Source organism: Amedibacillus sp. YH-ame10 (assembly GCF_053848885.1).
The window spans coordinates 53,681-74,483 of sequence record NZ_JBSPFA010000003.1; the positions used below are offsets into that span (position 1 = coordinate 53,681).

The 20,803-nt window shown below is 33.2% G+C and carries 17 protein-coding genes; 13 read left to right on the top strand and 4 right to left on the bottom strand.

Features of this window, described 5'->3' with window-relative positions; all coding sequences use genetic code 11:
• The first annotated feature begins 9 nt into the window (after positions 1 to 9).
• From ACWG42_RS01970 to ACWG42_RS02025, 12 genes are all read left to right on the top strand, one after another.
• Positions 10 to 7,407, top strand: a complete 7,398-nt coding sequence (locus tag ACWG42_RS01970) for a hypothetical protein (protein ID WP_455789821.1) — start codon at positions 10 to 12, stop codon at positions 7,405 to 7,407.
• A 175-nt stretch (positions 7,408 to 7,582) separates the two neighbouring features.
• Positions 7,583 to 7,810 carry a hypothetical protein gene (locus ACWG42_RS01975; protein WP_455789822.1) on the top strand — a complete coding sequence of 76 codons (228 nt, stop codon included), beginning with the start codon at positions 7,583 to 7,585 and terminating at the stop codon, positions 7,808 to 7,810.
• A gap of 267 nt (positions 7,811 to 8,077) precedes the next feature.
• A complete protein-coding gene (locus tag ACWG42_RS01980; protein WP_455789823.1) occupies positions 8,078 to 8,467 on the top strand; it encodes a Fur family transcriptional regulator in 390 nt (129 codons plus the stop codon).
• A gap of 45 nt (positions 8,468 to 8,512) precedes the next feature.
• The gene (rbr, locus tag ACWG42_RS01985) at positions 8,513 to 9,052 is read left to right on the top strand and encodes a rubrerythrin (RefSeq protein WP_455789824.1); all 540 of its coding nucleotides are present in this window, start codon (positions 8,513 to 8,515) and stop codon (positions 9,050 to 9,052) included.
• Between the two features lie 188 nt (positions 9,053 to 9,240).
• Positions 9,241 to 11,151 carry a BglG family transcription antiterminator gene (locus tag ACWG42_RS01990; RefSeq protein WP_455789825.1) on the top strand — a complete coding sequence of 637 codons (1,911 nt, stop codon included), beginning with the start codon at positions 9,241 to 9,243 and terminating at the stop codon, positions 11,149 to 11,151.
• Positions 11,148 to 12,200, top strand: coding sequence for an aminopeptidase (gene ypdE / locus ACWG42_RS01995; RefSeq protein WP_455789826.1), 1,053 nt, complete (start codon positions 11,148 to 11,150; stop codon positions 12,198 to 12,200). Before ACWG42_RS01990 ends, ypdE begins: the two co-directional genes overlap by 4 nt.
• 1 nt (position 12,201) lies before the next feature.
• Entirely contained in the window at positions 12,202 to 12,525 is a 324-nt protein-coding gene (locus tag ACWG42_RS02000; RefSeq protein ID WP_455789827.1) for a PTS lactose/cellobiose transporter subunit IIA, read from the top strand.
• On the top strand, positions 12,522 to 12,857 hold the full coding sequence (locus tag ACWG42_RS02005; RefSeq protein WP_455789828.1) for a PTS sugar transporter subunit IIB: 336 nt from the start codon (positions 12,522 to 12,524) through the stop codon (positions 12,855 to 12,857). The genes ACWG42_RS02000 and ACWG42_RS02005 overlap by 4 nt, the downstream gene beginning before the upstream one ends.
• A 30-nt stretch (positions 12,858 to 12,887) precedes the next feature.
• Positions 12,888 to 14,219, top strand: coding sequence for a PTS sugar transporter subunit IIC (locus ACWG42_RS02010; RefSeq protein WP_455789829.1), 1,332 nt, complete (start codon positions 12,888 to 12,890; stop codon positions 14,217 to 14,219).
• A gap of 124 nt (positions 14,220 to 14,343) precedes the next feature.
• Positions 14,344 to 15,540: a MalY/PatB family protein gene (locus ACWG42_RS02015; RefSeq protein ID WP_455789830.1), complete on the top strand. Its 1,197-nt coding sequence runs from the start codon at positions 14,344 to 14,346 to the stop codon at positions 15,538 to 15,540.
• Entirely contained in the window at positions 15,537 to 16,229 is a 693-nt protein-coding gene (locus ACWG42_RS02020; RefSeq protein ID WP_455789831.1) for an RDD family protein, read from the top strand. The genes ACWG42_RS02015 and ACWG42_RS02020 overlap by 4 nt, the downstream gene beginning before the upstream one ends.
• Positions 16,230 to 16,242: 13 nt before the next feature.
• Complete coding sequence (locus ACWG42_RS02025; RefSeq protein WP_455789832.1) at positions 16,243 to 16,461, top strand: hypothetical protein; 219 nt, start codon at positions 16,243 to 16,245, stop codon at positions 16,459 to 16,461.
• A 107-nt stretch (positions 16,462 to 16,568) separates the two neighbouring features.
• Here the strand turns inward: ACWG42_RS02025 and ACWG42_RS02030 are convergent, their stop codons facing one another.
• From ACWG42_RS02030 to ACWG42_RS02040, 3 genes are all read right to left on the bottom strand, one after another.
• Positions 16,569 to 17,705, bottom strand: a complete 1,137-nt coding sequence (locus ACWG42_RS02030; RefSeq protein ID WP_455789833.1) for a hypothetical protein — start codon at positions 17,703 to 17,705, stop codon at positions 16,569 to 16,571.
• A gap of 134 nt (positions 17,706 to 17,839) precedes the next feature.
• Positions 17,840 to 18,376, bottom strand: coding sequence for a GNAT family N-acetyltransferase (locus tag ACWG42_RS02035; protein ID WP_455789834.1), 537 nt, complete (start codon positions 18,374 to 18,376; stop codon positions 17,840 to 17,842).
• Positions 18,377 to 18,401: 25 nt separating this feature from the next.
• A complete protein-coding gene (locus ACWG42_RS02040; RefSeq protein ID WP_455789835.1) occupies positions 18,402 to 19,109 on the bottom strand; it encodes an ATP-binding protein in 708 nt (235 codons plus the stop codon).
• Between the two features lie 85 nt (positions 19,110 to 19,194).
• On the opposite strand from ACWG42_RS02040, the gene ACWG42_RS02045 reads away from it, so the two are divergent.
• Positions 19,195 to 19,845, top strand: a complete 651-nt coding sequence (locus ACWG42_RS02045) for a Crp/Fnr family transcriptional regulator (RefSeq protein WP_455789836.1) — start codon at positions 19,195 to 19,197, stop codon at positions 19,843 to 19,845.
• A gap of 240 nt (positions 19,846 to 20,085) precedes the next feature.
• Here the strand turns inward: ACWG42_RS02045 and ACWG42_RS02050 are convergent, their stop codons facing one another.
• On the bottom strand, positions 20,086 to 20,760 hold the full coding sequence (locus ACWG42_RS02050; protein ID WP_455789837.1) for an HAD family hydrolase: 675 nt from the start codon (positions 20,758 to 20,760) through the stop codon (positions 20,086 to 20,088).
• Positions 20,761 to 20,803: the final 43 nt, after the last annotated feature.

Consider the following 20,803-nt stretch of genomic DNA (forward strand, 5'->3'; position numbering starts at 1 on the left):
GGAGTATATATGAAAAAGAATACAACTTACAAGCTTTTAAATTTAGTTACAGTTTTAGCATTATTATTGAATATTTTACCAAGTGATATCTTTGCAAGTGATACTAAAGAAGATATTATACAACATACCATTACTTATAATGAAGATCATTCAAAAGCGGTGATTTCTTTTGATGTTAGTGGAGTAGATCAAGAATTATATGAAATTAAAAACATATCACAAAATGAAAAGGAACTTCCGCTAGATAAACCTACTTATGAAGTGGATAAGAATGGTGAAGTAGAATTTAAAGTTTCATATACAGAGAAGAAACAAGAAGTTGAAGAAACAGAAATTGAAAAAAATACATTACTTGGTGAAGGTGATGTAGTAACAAATGAAACTCAAATAAACATGAATGAAGAAGTAGCGAATGATGGTGATGAGGTTACTAATGTTGAAGATGGTTCTAATGAAAAACCAACAGAAGATACGAATGAAAATAACGTAGATAGTAAAAGTATCGTTAACGATAAATCACCTATAGCAGAACCTGTAATCGAAATAAAAGAACAAACTATTGTGGTGAATGTGGATGATATCTTGAAAGAAGATATTCCTAATCCTATATTGCCAAGAAACTTTGCAGCTCATCAATCCACGAGTGGTAGTATGGATAGTGGAGAAGGAAGTGTTGACTTACAAGGGATGTTTGATTATGTGGCTGCTTCGCAACAATTTGGTGGTAATGTACAAGTACCTGAATCAATAGGAAGTTTTTTTGATTTAACAAAGAACAAATTAAATACAGGTAGTATAGCTTATGCACAATCATCGGGTCGTGCTTATCAATTTGTAACACTAAGAAGTAAATATAATGTCGACTTCAATCGTTCTTTTTCTCTGGTAGGAAAAATGACGTCTTATGGAATGACGCCTAGCAAGTTTACCTATGGATTTTTTAACGATGATAGTTTTGATATGACGAAAGTGTTTTCATATAGCGGTGAAAAAAATGCACTTTTGTTAGAATTAGATACATATAATAATAGGCCAGACCCAGCATGGAATGCTGGATCAGATGCTTGGCTAGACAATGACTTATCAACTAAAGATAATTGTGTTCCTCACATCGCATTAATAAAATCAAATAATGATGGATATTTTCAAAGGATCGGATCTTCTGTGCAAATCAACTATAATAAAGTTAAGGAAGAAAGAAAAATCAGGATTGACTATGATGCCCAAAAGGATAAAGTGATTTTTACTTCCGGAGAGTATATATTTGCTAGCGATAATGTAAGAGAAATGTTTGGAGATAAAGCAAGACTGGTTTTTAATAGTAGTACAGAGCAGCATATTCATTTTGCAAGACCAGGATATACTGATAAAACAGAAGTAGAATTCACAATGGATTCATTTGCTTATATAGGAAATGAACCAATAAATACGACTGGTCTATATATTAAGCGGGAATCTGATCTAATAGAGTATAATAAAGATGATATCAATACATATCCTAAGCCAGGGGAGATGTTAATGATAAGAAATGAAATAGTTAACAAGAATGTGATATCCACTGAACAAAATATTACAGCTAATATTTCAGATTTCAAAATAGATGGAACAGCAATTACACCTAGAAATTTGAAAATGTACACAGGCACTCCTGATGCTCCAGTGGAAGTTGAAGCGGATCAAACAGATATTTTTAATGGTACTGCATACAGTGATGGAATCATCAAACAGGTTACAATTCCACTGCTTGCCAACCAAGAGAAAACTTATCTAGAGTACGAATTTACAATACCTTCGGATCAGAAGTATTCCAAATTAGATAATACGATTATCTTTGGTCAAAAGGGTATGACTCAGTATCCTTTCTCAAGTAGTATTACGATTGCGAATACTCCAAATTTAAAAGGAATAGACAAGACAATAGTTTCTAAGCTTGGAACAGGAGATATGGGAGATACTGCGATTCGTAAAGACATTGAGGGTAAGTTATTTGATGATGTGGATTTCACTTCATTAACAAGTGATACGGATGAAATGAAGCTTACATATACGGTTGATGGCAGTACTTCAAAGAAAATAGATATGAGCAAAGAGGGACGTTATAAAGTTGCTTATACATTAGAAGATACTCGTACTGGGATGAAGTCAGAAGCATCACGTTATATATGGGTAACGGACAAGATTGTTGATGTGAGTAGTGATGAGAATATTGCGGCGCAAGACTTTGTAATGCTTACAAAGGAAGTGAGCGCGTCTACTTTTATGGATACCTTAAAGGCACGTTCTGGAATTCAGGCATTTGATAAAGAAGGGGATGAAATAGCATTTAAAGATATTACAGTAACACAAGCTATAAAACCAACATTTGGGACATACATTGTTACGTTTGCTACGAAAGCAGGAACAACGATAAGTGTGAATTGCCGTGTTTATGATAATGGAAATATGGATGAAATCAACAAGGAAGCCATTTACGCGAATGATTTCTCTTTAAGTGAAACAGAAGCTACGATTGCTGAGGATAGTGTTCTTTTGAGCTTGTCAAAAGCGATTGCTTTCAGTACAAATGATATGAGTGACGTAACTGTTAAAGTACAAAGGAATACTATTAAAGGAAAGTCGCAAGGATTATATGATGTAACGTTCGTTACAGATAAGGGCACCAGTGTAACAGTAAAAGGAAGAATTACAAAGTATAGTGTAGAAGCCAATGGCGAACGTGTAACAGCAAACGATTTTACAATTGATGCAATGAGTGCGAAGCATAAAGATCCTAAGCAATTAATTGCGTTGGCAAAAGCAGAAGCTGTGAAAACAGACACACAAGAGAAGGTAGACTTGATTGTTGATGCAAGTGCATTAAAAGGAGTAAAAGGAACATATAATGTAATCTTTAAAACTAGCGCAGGCACTAGTGTTACTACGAAGGCTACGGTTATAGAAAAAGGTGGAGAAAATCCAGATCCAACCATTCGTGAAGCTATTTTTGCTAATAACTTTAATTTATCTAGTGAACAAGTGGTTGAATTAAAATCAAAAAATACAGCAGATAAATTATCATTATTGGTCAATTATGCAAAAGCAAAAGCTATAGATATTGATAGTGATGCTAATATAGCGGTAGCAAGCGCTGAAAGTGATTTTAAAACAAAGGAAATAACAGATGATGATGGGGTCAATCATACAGTAGCAATCGAAGGTTTGTATGATGTAACTTTCAAAACAACAAAAGGAACCACTGTGAAAGTAAAAGCGAGTGTACCAAGTTCTGTAGAAAATGATACCTTGTTGCTTTATGCTAATGGGTTTACAATTAGCAAAACAGAAGTGAATAAACCACTGAGTGAAGCAGATTATTTAAAACTAGCGAAGGCAGCTGCTATTGTAAAAGCAGATAGTTCTCCTGTAACCGTTAAGGTTTTAGACTCATCAGCAATCCAAGCAAAAGCAGGAACTTATAAAATTAAGTTTGGGACGGAGTATACAGCAGAGCCTTCTAAGAATTTAGAATTAGAAGTGAATGTTCAAGTTGTTGAACATGGTGTCGATGATGCGGCAAATGACGAAAGCATTCGCGCGAATAATATTTACTTGAAAGTAGCAGATGTAGAGGGACTTACAAGCAATAAACTTATAAGCCTAGCTAGTGCAAATGCTTACAAGACAAGTAATGGCGAATTTGTTGATTTAGAGGCTGTTCATAATATTGAAAAGAAAGCAGGAACATATGAAGTAAATTTTGAAACAGCATTAGGTACATCATTGAAAGTAAAGGCTTATGTATATGATGAGGGAAGTATCAATACAACGAACAAAGAGGCGATTTATGCAAATAACTTTACTATTTCACTCAATGAAGTAGATGCTTTAACGAATACAATGTTAAAAGACCGTGCGCAAGTTAAAGCATATGATACGACAACATTTGAGGCTATTAGTATTACAGCTGTAGAGCATACAATTCTAAAAGAAAAAGGAAGTTATACAGTCACATTTAAAACGGCTAAAGGGACATCAGTTCGTGTTCAAGCAATAGTCTTGGATAATGGTATTACTCAAAATGGAGAATCTATTAATGCAAATGATATCTATGTAAGTAGTAAGAATGTGGCTAAACTTACAAAGGAACAGATTTTAACATTATCAAGTGCAATGGCATTTGATGAAACTACAAAGGAACGCATAGAATTGGATGTGGATTTTAGTGCTGTTCAATCAGGAAAAGGATCTTATGATGTTGTCTTAAAAACTGTTACAAAAGGAACACAATTAGTAATTAAAGCATATGTTTTAGATGAAGGTGTTGTGGATGCAGATAAACATATTGCTATGTTTGCAAACAATTTTACGATTAGTAAGGCAGAGGCTTTGAATATACAAGATGCGTTAATAAAGAAGTTGTCAAATGTTTACGCATACCATACAGATAGGAATGTGATGATAAAAAATAGTGATATCACTGTAGTGCATGCTATCGAAAATAAAGTTGGATCTTATAAGGTGACTTTTACAACAAATGGCGTAAGTTTGAGTGTGAAAGCAATAGTACAAGACAAAAGTGTAGAAGCAGGAGATGAACGTATAAGTGCAAATGATTTTATAATTACCATGGAAGAATATGATACATTTACAGAAGAAAAAGCAAAACAACTTGCACATGTTCATGCTAATAAAATAAGTGACGGAGCAGCTTTATCAACAGTCGCAGATATCAGTAAAATAGAGAAGAAAAAAGGTACATATGAAGTAACGTTTACAACGGACACAGGAAATCATACAAGTGTAAAAGTTAATGCAGAAGTTATGGATAAAGGCGTAGTAGATCAAGATAATAAAGAAATGATTTATGCGAATGATTTTTCATTAAGTAAAAAAGAAGCAAAAGATATTGCAGATGATACTGTGATTCAGTTAGCAAAAGCAAAAGCTTTTCATTTAGAAACAGGCGCATCTATTGCAATTACATCTGTTGAACATAACATTGATACAGCAAAAGGGAATTATACGGTAACTTTTTCGACAGCTAAGGGTACTCGTATCAGAGTAGATGCAGCAGTTGTAGAAAATGAAGTGATCAATCCTACCAATAAAGAAAAAATGATTGCGAATGATTTTGCGATTGCAAAAGATGGAGTTGCAGATTTAACGGATGATATAATAATTGAAAAATCTAGTGCTAAAGCATATGATTTGGATACGGGTAATGAAGTATCTATTCCTGTAGTTGAACAAGATATCAAAGGAGCTAAGGGTGTGTATAAGGTAACCCTTAAAACAGCCAAAGGAACAAGTATTACCATTGATGTAACTATATTTGATGAAAGTGTTATGAATCCTGATAATAATGAAATTATGTATGCGAATGATATTGCTTTAAGTAAAAAAGAAGTCAATACTTTAACAGATGATATGTTGAAGACACATGCAAAGGCAAGTGCTATAAATTCAGAAACAGGAGCACAAGTTAAAATTACAAAAGTTACACACAATATTAAAGAGAAGAAGGGTGTTTATGAAGTTACATTCTTTACTTTGAAGAAATCAAAAATCACGGTTAAAGCACAGGTATATGATGAAGGTATTGTAGATACAGACAAGAAAATAGCAATCTATGGGAATGATTTCTCTTTGCATTGTGAGGAAGCTAAGACAATCAGTGATGCAAACATTAAAAATAAATCGTTTGTCTATGCATATCGTATAGATACTGGTGCTGATATTGATCCAAATGATATCCTTGTGACACATGCAATAGAAGGTAAAATAGGTGCTTACAAGGTTACATTTACAACAGATGGAGTGAGCTTACATGTAAAAGCATTTGTACAAGATCAAAGTGTAGAAGTGGGGAATGAGCATATAAGTGCTAATAACTTTGTAATTACGAAGGAAGAACTTGCTTCATTTACAGAAGAAAAGGCAAAGAAACTTGCAAATGTAAATGCGTATTCAACCATAGATGGCACAGAGTTGGCGACAACAGCAGATATTAGTAAATTAGAAAAGAAGAAAGGGAACTATGAAGTGACCTTTACAACAGATACTGGAAATCGTACAAGTATAAAGGTTTTCGCAGAAGTAATGGATAAGGGTGTTGTAAACAAAGAAAATAAAGAAATAATCTATGCGAATAATTTTTCATTAAATAAAAAAGACGCGAAAGATATTTCGGATGATAAGTTAATTCAGATTGCGAAAGCAAAAGCGTTCAATAGTGAAACGGGTGCTAGTGTTACCATCTTATATGTGGAACATGATATCAAAGCCGTAAAAGGAGAATATGCTGTCACATTTGCTACAGCAAAGGGGACAAGCGTTATAGTACATGCAAATGTGGTGGAACATGAAGTTGTTGATTCAGTAAACAAGGAAAAAATCCTTGCGAATGATTTTGCACTTGCGATAGTCGATGTAGCTAAATTAAATGATGAAGTATTAATTACGTCTGCAAAAGCAAAGGCTTATGATATTGATTCATGGGATGAAGTTGATATACACGTTATGGAACAAGATATAAAAGCAGAAAAAGGTTACTATAATGTTACCTTCTCAACTGTAAAAGGAACTCGATTAACAGTAAAGGTTAGGGTATATGAGAAAGCTAATGGAAATGATGGTAATAAAGAGCGCATATATGCCAACCCTATTCTGTTAAGTGAAAAGGAAGCAGCTAATCCTAGTGATGAATTTCTAATTAAGCGTGCTCAAGCAAAAGCTTATCATACTGAAACAGGCGCTGAAGTGAAAATTAGCAATATTAAGCATACGATACGAGCAACTAAGGGCGTTTATCAAGTAACTTTCTCTACACAGAATAATACAAACTTGATTATAGAAGCATATGTTTATGATAATGGTATTGTAAATGAAACAACAAACGAAGCAATCTATGCGAATGATATTACAGTTAATATTGAGGATGTGGATGGTCTAAATAAGGACATTTTGATTGCAAAGTCAGAAGCTATAGCAATCCAAATATCAACAGGTAAAGAAATCTCTATCGATGAAGTAACTCATACGATAGAAAAAAAACAAGGAGTGTACTCCATAACGTTCAAAACAGCGAACAATACTTCTTTAAGCATCCTCGCTAATGTGACTGGAAAAGAACCATCAAATAATGTTGAAGAAGAGAAAAAAACAGAGGCACAAGAAAAAAACAATCAGAAGCTGATTGTTGAGCAAAAAGAGGGCATTAGCAAAATAAAAGATAAGTCAGACGGTAAAGACACAAAAAATGATGGTGCATTAGATGACGGTAAAGATCAAACGACCACATCAACCAAGGGTCATAATGACAATGAGAATATGTTATTTAATGATTGTTATTTTCATTGGGGTATGATAAGTGTGATGATATTGTATGTTGGGTACATGATTAGAATGTTAAGAAAGGATGAAGAATAATATGGAAAATAAAAAAAATTTAATTGCTTCCATCCTTTATTTCGTAATATTATTCCTATTGTATTTGAATAGCAGATGCAATGTTGACACTCCTATATTTATCATAGGAATTGTAATATTGGTGTTAATTCAAGTGGTCTATTGGAAAAAGAAGTATAGCGGCATGTAAGATCGGATGGCACATATTATTGATAAACTTGCGATGCTATCTGGAGTTATGATATCAGATTTGCATTATGAAGATAATCGAGAATGTATTTTGCAGAACCTAAAAATTTTGGAAGAAGAGAAGTACTCGTTAGAAAATTGGAATGAACTGATATGCTATCTTTGTAATAATGATTTGTTGAAGTTTTCATCAGTTAAGGAGGCGATGCATTATCTAACTGAGCATCTACAATAAGGCATTATATAATTATTCAATTAAGTGAAAGAGTAAGCAGAAGAGGATGAGGTTATCCTCTTCTGCTTGTCTTATAAATGCACATTACAATAAAAAATAGGAGGTAAATTTTTAGTAGGAAACTTCAAATATATTTGTTAAATAAAAAGTTTTGTATGATGATGAAGGAGGCATGAACTTTTTTTCAGAAAAGTATAGGAAAAGGTGTTGACAAAATAGAAACTAAGAAGTATACTAAGAATAGTTCTTAAGATTGGAGGTGAAACTATGATTCGTAAATCTTCGAAACAACGTGATATGATTATGGATTACATGAGAGGTATTGACGGTCATGTGACACCTGAACAGGTCTATCAGGATTTGAATAAGGATGGAAGTTCTATCTCGCTAGCTACGGTATATCGTAATTTGAATATTTTGTCTGAGATGAATGAGATAAAAAAAATCGCCCATCCTATAGAAGGGTATCAGTACGATAAAACATGTATGCCACATTATCATTTACATTGTACAAAGTGTGATAAGATATTGGATTTAAACATACCTTATGATGAAAGCCTAAATGAAATGATTGCTAAAAAGACTGGGCTTCATGTAAACACACACACAATGATGGTAGAGGGTATATGTGAAGACTGTACGAGAAAACAATCTTAAAAATGGTTTGGTTGAACACTTAAATAGAAAACGGAGGAAATTACAATGGAATTAAAAGGATCAAAAACAGAACAAAACTTAATGGCAGCTTTCGCAGGTGAATCACAGGCAAGAGGAAAATATACTTACTATGCTCAAATGGCACGTGAAGAAGGTATGGAACAAATTGCAGATATCTTCGAAGAAACTGCACGTAATGAACAAGAACATGCTAAATTATGGTTCAAAGCACTTCACGGTGATAAAGTACCAACAACTTCAGTAAACTTAGAAGATGCTGCTGCTGGTGAAAACTATGAGTGGACTGATATGTATAAAGGATTTGCAGAAACTGCAAAAGAAGAAGGTTTTGCAAAAATCGCATTCCAGATGGAACAAGTAGCAAAAATCGAAAAACATCATGAAGAACGTTATTTAGCATTATTAGACAACGTAGTAAATGGTAAAGTATTTGAAAAAGCAGAACCAACTACATGGATTTGTGATATCTGTGGATACCGTCATGAAGGTACTTCAGCACCTAAAGCATGTCCAGTATGTGGTTACTCTGGAGCTCACTTCGCAGAAGAAGCTACAAACTACTAGAATTTAAACTAAGTAAAAAAGCACTGATTTCATTCAGTGTTTTTTTTGTGGAGGAAGAGATACTCCTTTATAAATACAAAAATTTATTAAGTTCTAAATTGCGCGTATTTATGAAATTGTTAATCTTTTCTTAAATATAGGTGCATTATATAATGAAACCACAATACTACATAGAAAAGGAGGAAAGTATGAGATTATATCAAATTATAGAAGAATTACTTCAAGCGCATGATTACTTATCTCTTCATTATCTAATGAAGAAAACAGATGTATCAAAGAGAACCTTACAAAATGATATTTCATATCTCATGCAAGTATCCTCAAGAAAAGGTTATCAAATACATATGCGTAGGGGAAGTGGTTACCTTTTGGAAGTTATAAATCATGAATTGTTTTCTGAATTCATTTCTGATTTGAAAGAAGATAGTGGATATGCCACTAAGAATAGAGCGAATGATATTCTTGCATACTTAGCCATACAAGAAGGCTACATAACAATGGATATGATTGCGAATGAAATGTCTATAAGTCGAACTTCTGTGAAAAACTATATGAAAGATGTAGAGCAAATTGCTCATCACTACCATGTACAATTAGAACGTAAAAGTCACTATGGAGTTCGCTTGTGTGGAGATAGTTTACATTTTAAAGCGATGTTGTGTGAACTGTATTTTAATGAAAATACATTCATAGTAAAACAAATGGAAGACATAGAGAAAAATTTTGATTTTGTTAAGGATATTTTGATTCGTGAAATAGCTAAAGAAAAGTTAAATATTAATTATAATGAACTAAGAAATGTCATCGTATGGCTACAAATAAGTGTGTTTTATATTATGCATTTGAATAAAGATGGAAAACAGTCGGGAATCCTTGCTATAAAAATAAGTCAATCTGTAAGCAATATTGCAGAAGCTGTTAAGGAAGCAATCGAAACTATTTATGATATTCAGATAAAAGAAACATGCATCTGTGAAATGAAAGAAATTTTACAGAAAAACCTGCGATTAAGAGAATCAAGAATATTCTTCGGTGATCGACTAGAAGAGGATGTACGTCAATTTTTAAAAGAAGTTGATACCATTTATAATACTAATTTCCAAAAAGATGAGGACTTTTGTAAACTTTTATTAATACATGTTTCATTACTTATTGATCGTTTACATCAGAAGATATCTTATAAAAATACGTTGGCTGATGAAATTTGTATACGTTATCCAATGATCTTCAATCTTGCAATACAATTTGCGGATATGTTGAAAGAAAAATATGGAGTAGTTGCAACACACGATGAAATTGGTTTTGTAGCAACTCATTTTGCAGCCCATATGGAAAGAGAATCAATTAACAAAATACGACGATTCAATAAAATAGGAGTTGTTTGTTCTAGTGGAGGTGGCGGTGCATATTTGATTAAAATGCAGATACAATCCATATTCCCTAATGCAGAAGTAGAAACATTCAGCTTTCTCAACTTGAACTTATTGGAAGAGTTTCATCCAGATTTGATTTTCACAATTATGCCTTTGATTCAGGAAATTGATGCACCTATCATTTATATAAAAGAACTATTAAATGAAGATGATTTGATGCGTATAAGGCAAATTCTTCAGTATGATAATTACAATACAATTTCCATAAAAGATGCGAATGATTATATCTATAAGATATTTCAACGTGAACATTTCTCGATGGTGGATAAGGGGGAATATAAAGATATCATCAAAGAAATGGCTGAGCAAATTGAGCGTGAAGGATATGGTGGAGAGCACTATGTGGACTATGTTCTAGAACGTGAATCTTATATGAGTACAGTGTATTTGAATGGAGTAGCAATTCCACATCCTATTCAAATGTGCGCGAATAAGAATCTTGTATCTGTGGTTATACCAAAGCATGAAGTATACGTGAACGATAAAAAAGTAAATATTATTTTTATGATTGCTCTTACAAAAGATGATTATGAAATGCATAAGGATATCACAAAGAGGTTATATCAACTTATGCAAAATGAAGTACAGTTGCAACGCGTAATATCTGTAAATACATTTGAAGAATTGATTATTGTCCTAAATGAAACGAATGGAGGAACTGTATGAGTTTTGAACTACTAAAAGATTTATGTAATGCAGATTCGATAGCTTCTAAAGAAGAAGAGGTTAGAGGAATCTTGAGGAATGTTTGGGAAGAGTACAGTGATGAAGTTTTCTATGACTCCTTAGGCAGTATGATAGCAAAGAAAAAAGGTGCAGATGATAATTCATTAAACATTATGTTTTGCGCACACATGGATGAAGTTGGATTTGAAGTACGTCATATTTCTGATATAGGGTTTCTATATTTGATTGCGATTGGTGGAGTGCAGGATCGAAGCAAACATATGCAAAAAGTAAGAGTTACTACACAATCAGGTAAAAAAATATATGGAATATTAAATGCAGTTATGGATGGAGCAAATATCAAAGATGTGTATGTTGATGTCGGGTGTGAAACAAGAGCAGAAGTAGAAGCGTTGGGTATACAAATAGGAGATATGGTTACATTTGCGAGTGAAGCGTTTTCTATGGAAAATGAAAAGATTATTGCGGGTAAAGCAATGGATGATCGCAGTGGTTGTTATGTATTGAGTGAAGCACTTAAAAGATTGCAGTCTTTAAATCATAAACACAATGTATATATGGCTTTAACGAGTAGTGAAGAAGTTGGGGTGCGCGGTGGAAAACTAGTTGCTCATAAAGTACAACCTGATATCGTATTTGCTATTGATGTAGCAAATCATCCAGAACTCGATAGAGGATATACCAATCATCGTAAAATTGGACAAGGGTTTATGATTGTGCATTATGATAAGACATTAGCAGTTAATGAAAAGTTGTTGTCATATGTAAAATCATTAGCTAATGATTTGGGTTTGCATTTCCAAAATGACATGTTTAGTGGAGGTGGAACAGATGCAGGCAATGCGCATTTGGAGGCCGGTGGAAGATTAGCGATGGTACTAGGAATTCCTTTAAGGATGTGTCATGGTGCATATTCACTTGCACATAAAGATGATATAAACGGAGTCATAGAGTTTATTTTGAAGTTTGTGCAAACTATAGAAAAAGAAGATTATATATCGTTTATAAATTTTACAGGAGGAAAATGATATGACAGAAATCGAACAAAAAATTGTAAGTATGATTTCATCTGCGGGTGAATCAAAAGCGAAGGCATTTGAAGCTTTAAAATATGTGAGGGAGAGTCGTTATGATGAGGCAAGAAAAGTACTAGATGAAGCCCGTGAAATTGACTTAGCTGCACATAGAGTACAGACACAGCTTATTACGGCTGAGATGTCTGGCGGTGAAGACCGCCCTGAAATTGGGTTATTAATGGTTCATGCGCAGGACCATTATATGACTTCTCAATTAGCTAGAGACTTAATTGAGGAATTAATATCCGTGTTTGAAGCAAAGGAGGTAAGAAAATGAAAATTGTATTATGTTGTGCTGGTGGCTTCTCTACCACTATGTTGATGGACAGTATGAAAAAAACGATTAAAGAAAGTAAAGCATTGAATGCTGAAGATTTCGATATTATGGCAATTCCAGTAGATGTTTTACAAAGTGAAGTAGAAGATACAGACGTTTTAGTGATTGGTCCACAGATTGCACATCGATTAGAGTACATCAAGCCAATGATTGACCCTTATCAAATACCATACGTTATAGTTGATCAAGATACTTATGGGAAAATGGATGGTGCTACCGTTGTGAAAATGGCATTGATTGCTCGTCGTAAAGCAGATTTGGAAAAGAAATAAGCAGCAATAAAAGAAAGGAAGAAAAATTTTATGTTTAATAAGTTTGAAGTATTTATGAACAAATATTTAACTCCAATCGCAAATAAGATGGATAAACAAGTTCATCTAAGTGCAATTAAAAAAGCGATGGTAGCAATGACTCCATTATTGATTATTGGTAGTTTCTGTTTGATTCCTGAGGCAATTCCTAATATGATCGGTGTTGATAACCCGATTTCTCAATGGATTTTAGCGAACCTTGATATTATTTACATTCCATTTAATGTTGGTATGAACTTAATGTCTGTATATGTGACAGTAATCATTGCATATCACTTAGCTAATTCCTATAAACTGGATGTGCCAGGTTGTGTTTCCATGGGGTTGATTTCATTTTTAATGATGGCTATAGAATATACAGAAGATGGTGGTATTTCAGGGAAGTTCTTAGGAACAAAAGGATTGTTTGCAGCAATGTTTGCAACTTTAATTGCTGTAGAATTGTATCGTTGGTGTAAAAAGAAAAAAATTACAATCAAAATGCCAGAATCAGTACCTGATTTTGTGTCAAGATCATTTGAAATGATTCCTATTTCTGTAATTATTATTGGATTCTTCTTAATTATCCGTGTAGTTTGTGTAAATGTACTTCATACGATTCCACCGATGATTTTTACAAATATGTTAGCTCCACTTGTAGGTTCTATGGATAATCCATTAGCGTTTACTTTCCTACAGATGGTTTCATGTTTATTGTTCTTCTTTGGGATTCATCCTTCTGTATTGAGTCCTATCACAAGTCCTATTTCTACACAGTTCTTAGCAGAAAACTTAGCAAATCATCAGGCGAAACTACCTCTTGAACATTTCTACACAGGAGGAGCTATCTCTGCGTTTGCAAACTTTACCGGAACAGGTGTAACGATTGGTCTTGTATTCTGGTGTCTACTATCTAAATCAGTAGCACAGAAGAAAGTTGGTCGTGTAGCAATTATTCCAGCATTATTCGGTATCAACGAACCTATCTTATTTGGGGCACCTATTGTATTGAACCCAATCTTCATAATTCCTTATGTTATTGGTGGCGCAATCCTAGGTACTTTCCCACATTGGTTAATGAGTATGGGATTATTAAACATGCCAGTATTCAATCCTCCATATGTAGGTGTTTTCTTAGAAGGATGGTTGGTAAACCTTGACTGGAGAACAATTGTTGTAAATGCAGCTCAGATGATTGGTTCTATCTTATTGTGGTATCCATTCTTTAAGATTTACGAAAAACGCGAATTAGAAAATGAGAGACGAATGGAAAACAAAATAACGAATGAGAAAAAATCATTAGAGGGCGAAGATTTAATCAATGATTTAGGTCTAGATTTTTAAAAATACATACTTTATCCAAGACAGATTATCTGTCTTGGATAATTCTATAAATGATTATGAATTGTTCTATATCTTAATCCTTTTGGATATAGAAGAGGTACATAATTAGACAAGGAGAAAATATATGAAGCATAATTTTGATGAAGTAGTTAATAGAATGGGAACGTATTGTACACAATGGGATTATATCCAAGATCGCTTTAACGAAAAGGATTTATTACCATTTTCTATTTCTGATACAGATTTTAAAATACCAGAAGTAATTACACAAAAAATTATCGACCTTGCTAAACACGAGGTATACGGGTATACAAGATGGAATCATCATGATTTCAAAAGCTCAATTACTAATTATTATGCAAGACGTTTTCATTGCATTATTGAGGAAGATTGGATTTTATATAGCCCATCTGTTATGTATTCTGTATCTTTATTAATTCGTCTACTGAGCAATAAAGGAGATAGAGTTCTAACGTTTAATCCGATGTATGATGCATTCTTTGATGTAATCCAAGAAAATGAACGAGAGTTATGCAGTGTAGATTTACTTAAGGATGAGTATTCTTTCTTCATCAATTTTGAAAAAGTGAAAAAAGAATTGAAAAGCTGTAAGATTTTACTTCTGTGTTCTCCACACAATCCTACGGGAAGAATTTGGAGCGAAGAAGAACTTAAGAAACTGCTTGCGTTATGTAAAGAAAATAATGTATATATCATTAGTGACGAAATACATATGGACATTCAACTGCGTGGACAACATTTACCAATTTTGAAATATTACGAAGAGTATCAACATTTGTATTTGGTATCATCTTGTAGTAAGACATTGAATGTACCAGGACTGATTGGTTCCTATGCAATCGTGCCAAATAAGGAAATATATGAAGCATTTTTGAAACAAACACGAAAGAAAGATTTTTTAAATTCCGCAAGTATCTTTGGAATGTACGCAACGATGATTGGATATAGTGAATGTGACTACTATATTGACCAATTAAATGATTACATTAAAGAGAATATGAAAATAGTGGAGAGTTTTATTAAGACAGAGTTGAAAGATGTAAAATTCAAAATGCCTGAGGCAACCTATCTAGCGTGGATTGATATGCGTGATGTACCATTTACTAGTGAAGAAATTCAGGATGCGTTAGTGCATGTAGGGAAGGTTGCGATTATGAAAGGGGAAACTTATGGTGAAAATGGAAATAAATATTTGCGTTTGAACTGTGGTTGTCCTAAATCGAAGTTAGAGGATGGATTACAACGCTTTAAAAAAGCGATGGAGTATTTATATACCAGTAAAGGAGGAAATACAAAATGAGTTCAAAGCTAACAAGCTTATATTTTAAACTTTATAGTATAACGGATCATACACCATGTGATGTAGATCATCCAAAGAGGATTTGGGGTTATATCTTGGATTGGGTCATAGGAGGAGTTTTAACAGGACTTCCAGCAGTATTTATGTATGGAGGAGTGACTGGAAGAAATGATATGTTTTCAGATTTATACGTATTTCAGGCATTAGGGTTTTCAAAAAGCTATGGTGTGATTGCGGGAATATTATGTATACTATGTGCCATGTTTTATTATATTTATGTTCCACTTAAAATTTACCCAGGACAAACATTAGGAAAACATTTAGCAGGATTCAAAATTGTAAAGAAAAATAATGAACCTGTTGATTTAAAGACCTTGGTAGTAAGACAAGTGTTAGGGATTTTCTTGATCGAAGGAGCTGCACTTATCGTTTCCAATTATATTCGCCAGCTGATTTCCCTATCTTTAAATTTCTATGTGGATTATCACTTGGCTTTGATAGGGATGGTAATTACACTGATTTCTGTTATTTTGGTAATAAAAACAGATTCTCATCGTGCATTACATGATTATCTAGCAAAGACAAAACTGGTTCTTGTGGAAGCTAAAGAAAGTGATGCTACTTCATCTACAACAAAAGAAAAAGTAATTCCTAAATATAAAAATAATAAAAAATCAAAGAAAAGATAAAAGAGGGATATTTATGAAAATTCTTGTAGGAAGTGTTTTAAAAGCAGACGTAATCAAAGACACAATTCTATCGATCGAATCTGTTAAATTTGTGTATGAAGGTAAGCAGGGAATGAATATGGTATTCTCCTGTGATTGTGCAGATGAAAAAGCGACTGTTCGTCTTGTTAAAGATATCTTAAAAGAAAGAGATGAATTAGGAGGATTATTCTATAACGTATCGGTTGAATAAGTAGCGTATAAAAAAAGGCTTACGCCTTTCAAACTGTTGACAAACTCGAAAGAATAAGTTGGCAGTTTTTTCTATAACATCTTGTATTGGTGGATAAATATCAATTTTTATGTCTTTTTCTTGTTTCTATATTTTATAAAACAAGCTACAGCTAGTAATCCTACAATTACACATGTAGTACCTAAATATAAAGGTGTTTCATTAGTTGAGCGTTTCTTACGCTTAGTCTCAGTTTTGATTTCTTTATTAACTTTACTCATATTTGATTTCTTATTAGTATCGTTTACCTCACGTTTATCATCCGATACTGTAGAGGTTATTTTGTCATCTTTATTATTATCTTTTTTAATATCCTCTTTTTTGTCGGATACAGAATTATGATCCGTATTTTTGTTTGAGGTCGCCTTTTTATCTGAGGTTGAGGAGTCCTTTTTGTTGTCTTTTTGATCCTCTAGATTCTCCGTTTCATCATCGTTCTTATTTGGAGGTTTCTTATCTTGATTTTCTTCATTATCTACTTTATCCTCTACAATTACATGTGGATCAATATTTGCATGTATAACCCAATTTGTTGGTTGATCATTAATATATAATGTAAATACGTCTGTACGACTTTGTTGAGTTTTATTTTCGCGTATCGAATATTGGAGTGTTGCGCCATTTGATCCATTTGATAGAGGATGAAATGTCGCATTATAAGAACTATAAATTTTTAAACTTACTTTATCTAAATTCTTTCCTACTACACTTAATGAAATATTGCCCCCTTTTGAAGAAAAAGATGTATTATTCGCCAAGAAGTTTTCAAGTGAAACCTTTGGTCTTAACATAGTGATACCTAGTCCAATCGAAGCCGTATTAGATTCCGATTCCATAACTACATTTATACCTCCAGGAGGTGCATAAATCCTAACGACTGCCCCATATTCCATATACAAAGTGCTTGTGCTATTCACATCAAAGCTATTTTGCTGGTTTACTTCATCTTTATTTCTAACAAATATTTTCATAACTCCGTCATTAAATTCATAGCTACCATTCAATCTAACATTTCCTATGAGCATTCTCTCGGGTCTTGCTGTACTTCTTCCTGTAAATTGCGCATCATAAACAAATAAAACGCCAGTATTAGCATCATAAGATGCAGAGGCAGAGATATTAAATGCCGCATGTGTTGTCTCAATATGAATGAAGAACATACAGATAAAAATTATGATAATTCTTATTTTTTTGAATATTCGCATAGGTGAACTCCTTATGTTTATAAATGATAGTGCTTGTTAATATGATTATAACATATCTTTTTTACATTGAAATGTGAAAGTGTTCAGTTAAGAAAACGAAACCCTTTCATATGAGAAGAGTTTCGTTTATTTTTCTATTTCTGCCATTGTTCAAATGTCAAACAGTTTATATGTTCAGTTTTTATTTCATTCAATAGTTTAATATGTACGTTCTCGATAGTACGTACATATTGAAAACCGCATTTTTCTTGTGTACGTTTTGATTTTTCATTTCCATCATAATAACCACACCATACTTTTTTCATATGGAGATTTACAAATGAATAACGTAACAACTCTTTCACTGCTTCTGGAATATATCCTTTTCCCCAATGTGGACTACCAATCCAGAATCCTATTTCTGCTTCATCCTCAGGGATTGAAATATGACTGTTTTTCCCGATCATCAATCCGATACTTCCAATAACTTGTTTTGTTTCTTTTAAAACAACTGCATAAGTTTCTGGAACCGCAAGTATATTACGGATGATTTCAAGGCTGTTTTCTACACTTGTATGAACTGGCCATCCGGCACTAGGACCAACGAGTGGATCTTTGGCATATTCATATAAATCCTGTGCATCACTATCTAACCATGGACGTAATATCAACCTTTCTGTTTCAAAGTTCATAAATATCCCTCCTTTATTAGAGTGATTATACCATAGAGGAATCTAGAATACTACCATCGGTAGATATGGTTACCACACTCCATGGGATAAATTTACCACTTGTTTGTAAAGCGGTTTTTACTGCGTGTTCAATTCCACCACAACATGGTACTTCCATTCGTACAACACAAACACTTTGAATATCGTTGTTGCGAATGATTTCTGTTAATTTTTCTGCGTACTCGATTTGATCTAATTTAGGACATCCTATGAAAGTAATTCTATTTTTCATAAAACGGTTATGGAAATCTCCATACGCATAGGCAGTACAATCTGCCGCAATCAACAGATTGCTGTTTTTAAAATATGGGGCTTGAATAGGTGCTAACTTTATTTGTATAGGCCATTGTTGTAAAGCTGATGGGATTGAAGAAAGTGCTTGTTCACTTGGGCTTCTTTGAAACTGTTGTGCATGAGTGGAAGGACATCCACATGGAAGAGGTTCCTGTTGTTTCTTTGTTTCCATATGTTTATGAACGGATGCTTCATCATATGCCAAAGCTTCTCGTTCAATAAAAGAAATTGCCCCTGTTGGACATGTAGCCAAACAATCTCCTAATCCATCACAATAATCATCACGTAGTAAGGTAGCTATTCCATCGACCATACCAATGGCACCTTCATGACATGCGTCTACACAAATTCCACATCCATTACATGTTGCTTTATCTATTTCAATAATTTTTCTTAACATTGTTGTATCCTCCTTGTGATTACGATGCAATCTTACTATACTATAAAAGAAAGATATGTTGTAGTTACAACATTTTGGTGAAATTATGAAAACTTCAATGATAGAATCCTTTGCATTATTTCAACATATTCAAGAAACAGAGTTGGAACATGTACTACAAAACTTACAAGCATATACTAAGAGTTACGAGAAAGGGGATTTTATCCTGTATACAGGCGATTATGCGCCTTCTATGGGGATTGTGTTGTCTGGTAATGTTTCTGTCGTACAGAGGGATGTATGGGGGAAAGAAAACATATTCCATCAAATTCATGAAGGAGGTATGTTTGCGGAAACCTATGCATATCTAGAACACGAACCCCTTATGGTAGATGTAATTGCCAATTGTAAAAGCGAAATCCTCTTCCTAAATATACGTGCGCTATGGGAATTACCAATGAATAAGACAAATGCAAGTTTAATGAAGAATCTAACTCATATACTTGCGCAAAAGAATTTACATCTATCAAGAAAAATAGAACATATAACACCAAGAACGATACGAGAACGTGTATTCTCTTATTTACAAGATCAAAGCATTAAACAAAATACAACCCATGTTCATATTTCATTTGATCGTCAACAGCTTGCGGATTATCTTTGTGTAGAACGAAGTGCATTATCGCATGAACTTAGCAAGCTACAAAAGGAAGGAAAAATCAAATTAGAGAAACATTTTATAGATTTGATTATATAAAAAAATATCCATCTATTTGACGGATATCTAGAAAATATAAAAAAAGTGTTAATGCTATCGATCTGGGGGAAGATATACTGACTTACCTATATGGGTGGGGGAAGAAAGAATAAGCCAGCTGATAGCATTAACATAATAAATATACAGTATAATTCCAAAGAAATCAATACATTTCACCAGAAATTGAATCTTTTTATTTTGTACACCACTTTTATTTACAAAAAATGTATAAATTTCTAATTATTCTTTGAAAATCGACATATCAAATGAACGATAATCTGTAATCACTTGATTTACACCAGCTAATTCTTGATATTCCTCAATTTTATCTAAGCTGGTAATCGCGATGATGTTTGCAGCATGTACTGCATGTGCATATTTTATACCTGATAAAGAATCTTCAATAATCAAACACTCTTCTACAGGTACTTGTATAGCTTTTGCGCCATCTTGAAACATACTAATTTTATTTGCATGTGTTCCATCATCGTAAATGATATTATCTATACAAAACCAACGCCCCAATTGAAATCTTTGAATAAAGAATTCGATATTCTCCTTTATAGAAGCAGAACAAATTGTCATTGGAATATTTCGTGCTTTCAATTCATCTAAGACCTCTTCAAGACCTTCTACTAAATGATAGTCATCTTTTAAGTTTGTACATATTTCACGATAAAGAGCTTCTTTATCTTTTGATAATTGTTCATTCTCTTCATCACTTACACTATCTTTTAATAGTAACTCAATAATTGTTTTATTGGTTCTACCATGCATTTGTTCCATTTCTTCTTCACTAATATCAATTCCACGATATTTCTTTGAGAAGACATCCCATGCTTTTTTATGTTGTGGACTATCAAATACCATAGTTCCATTGAAATCAAATAAAACACCCTTTACATTATGTACCATATCCTATTCCTCCATTGTACCCATTGTATTGCGAGTTACAAAA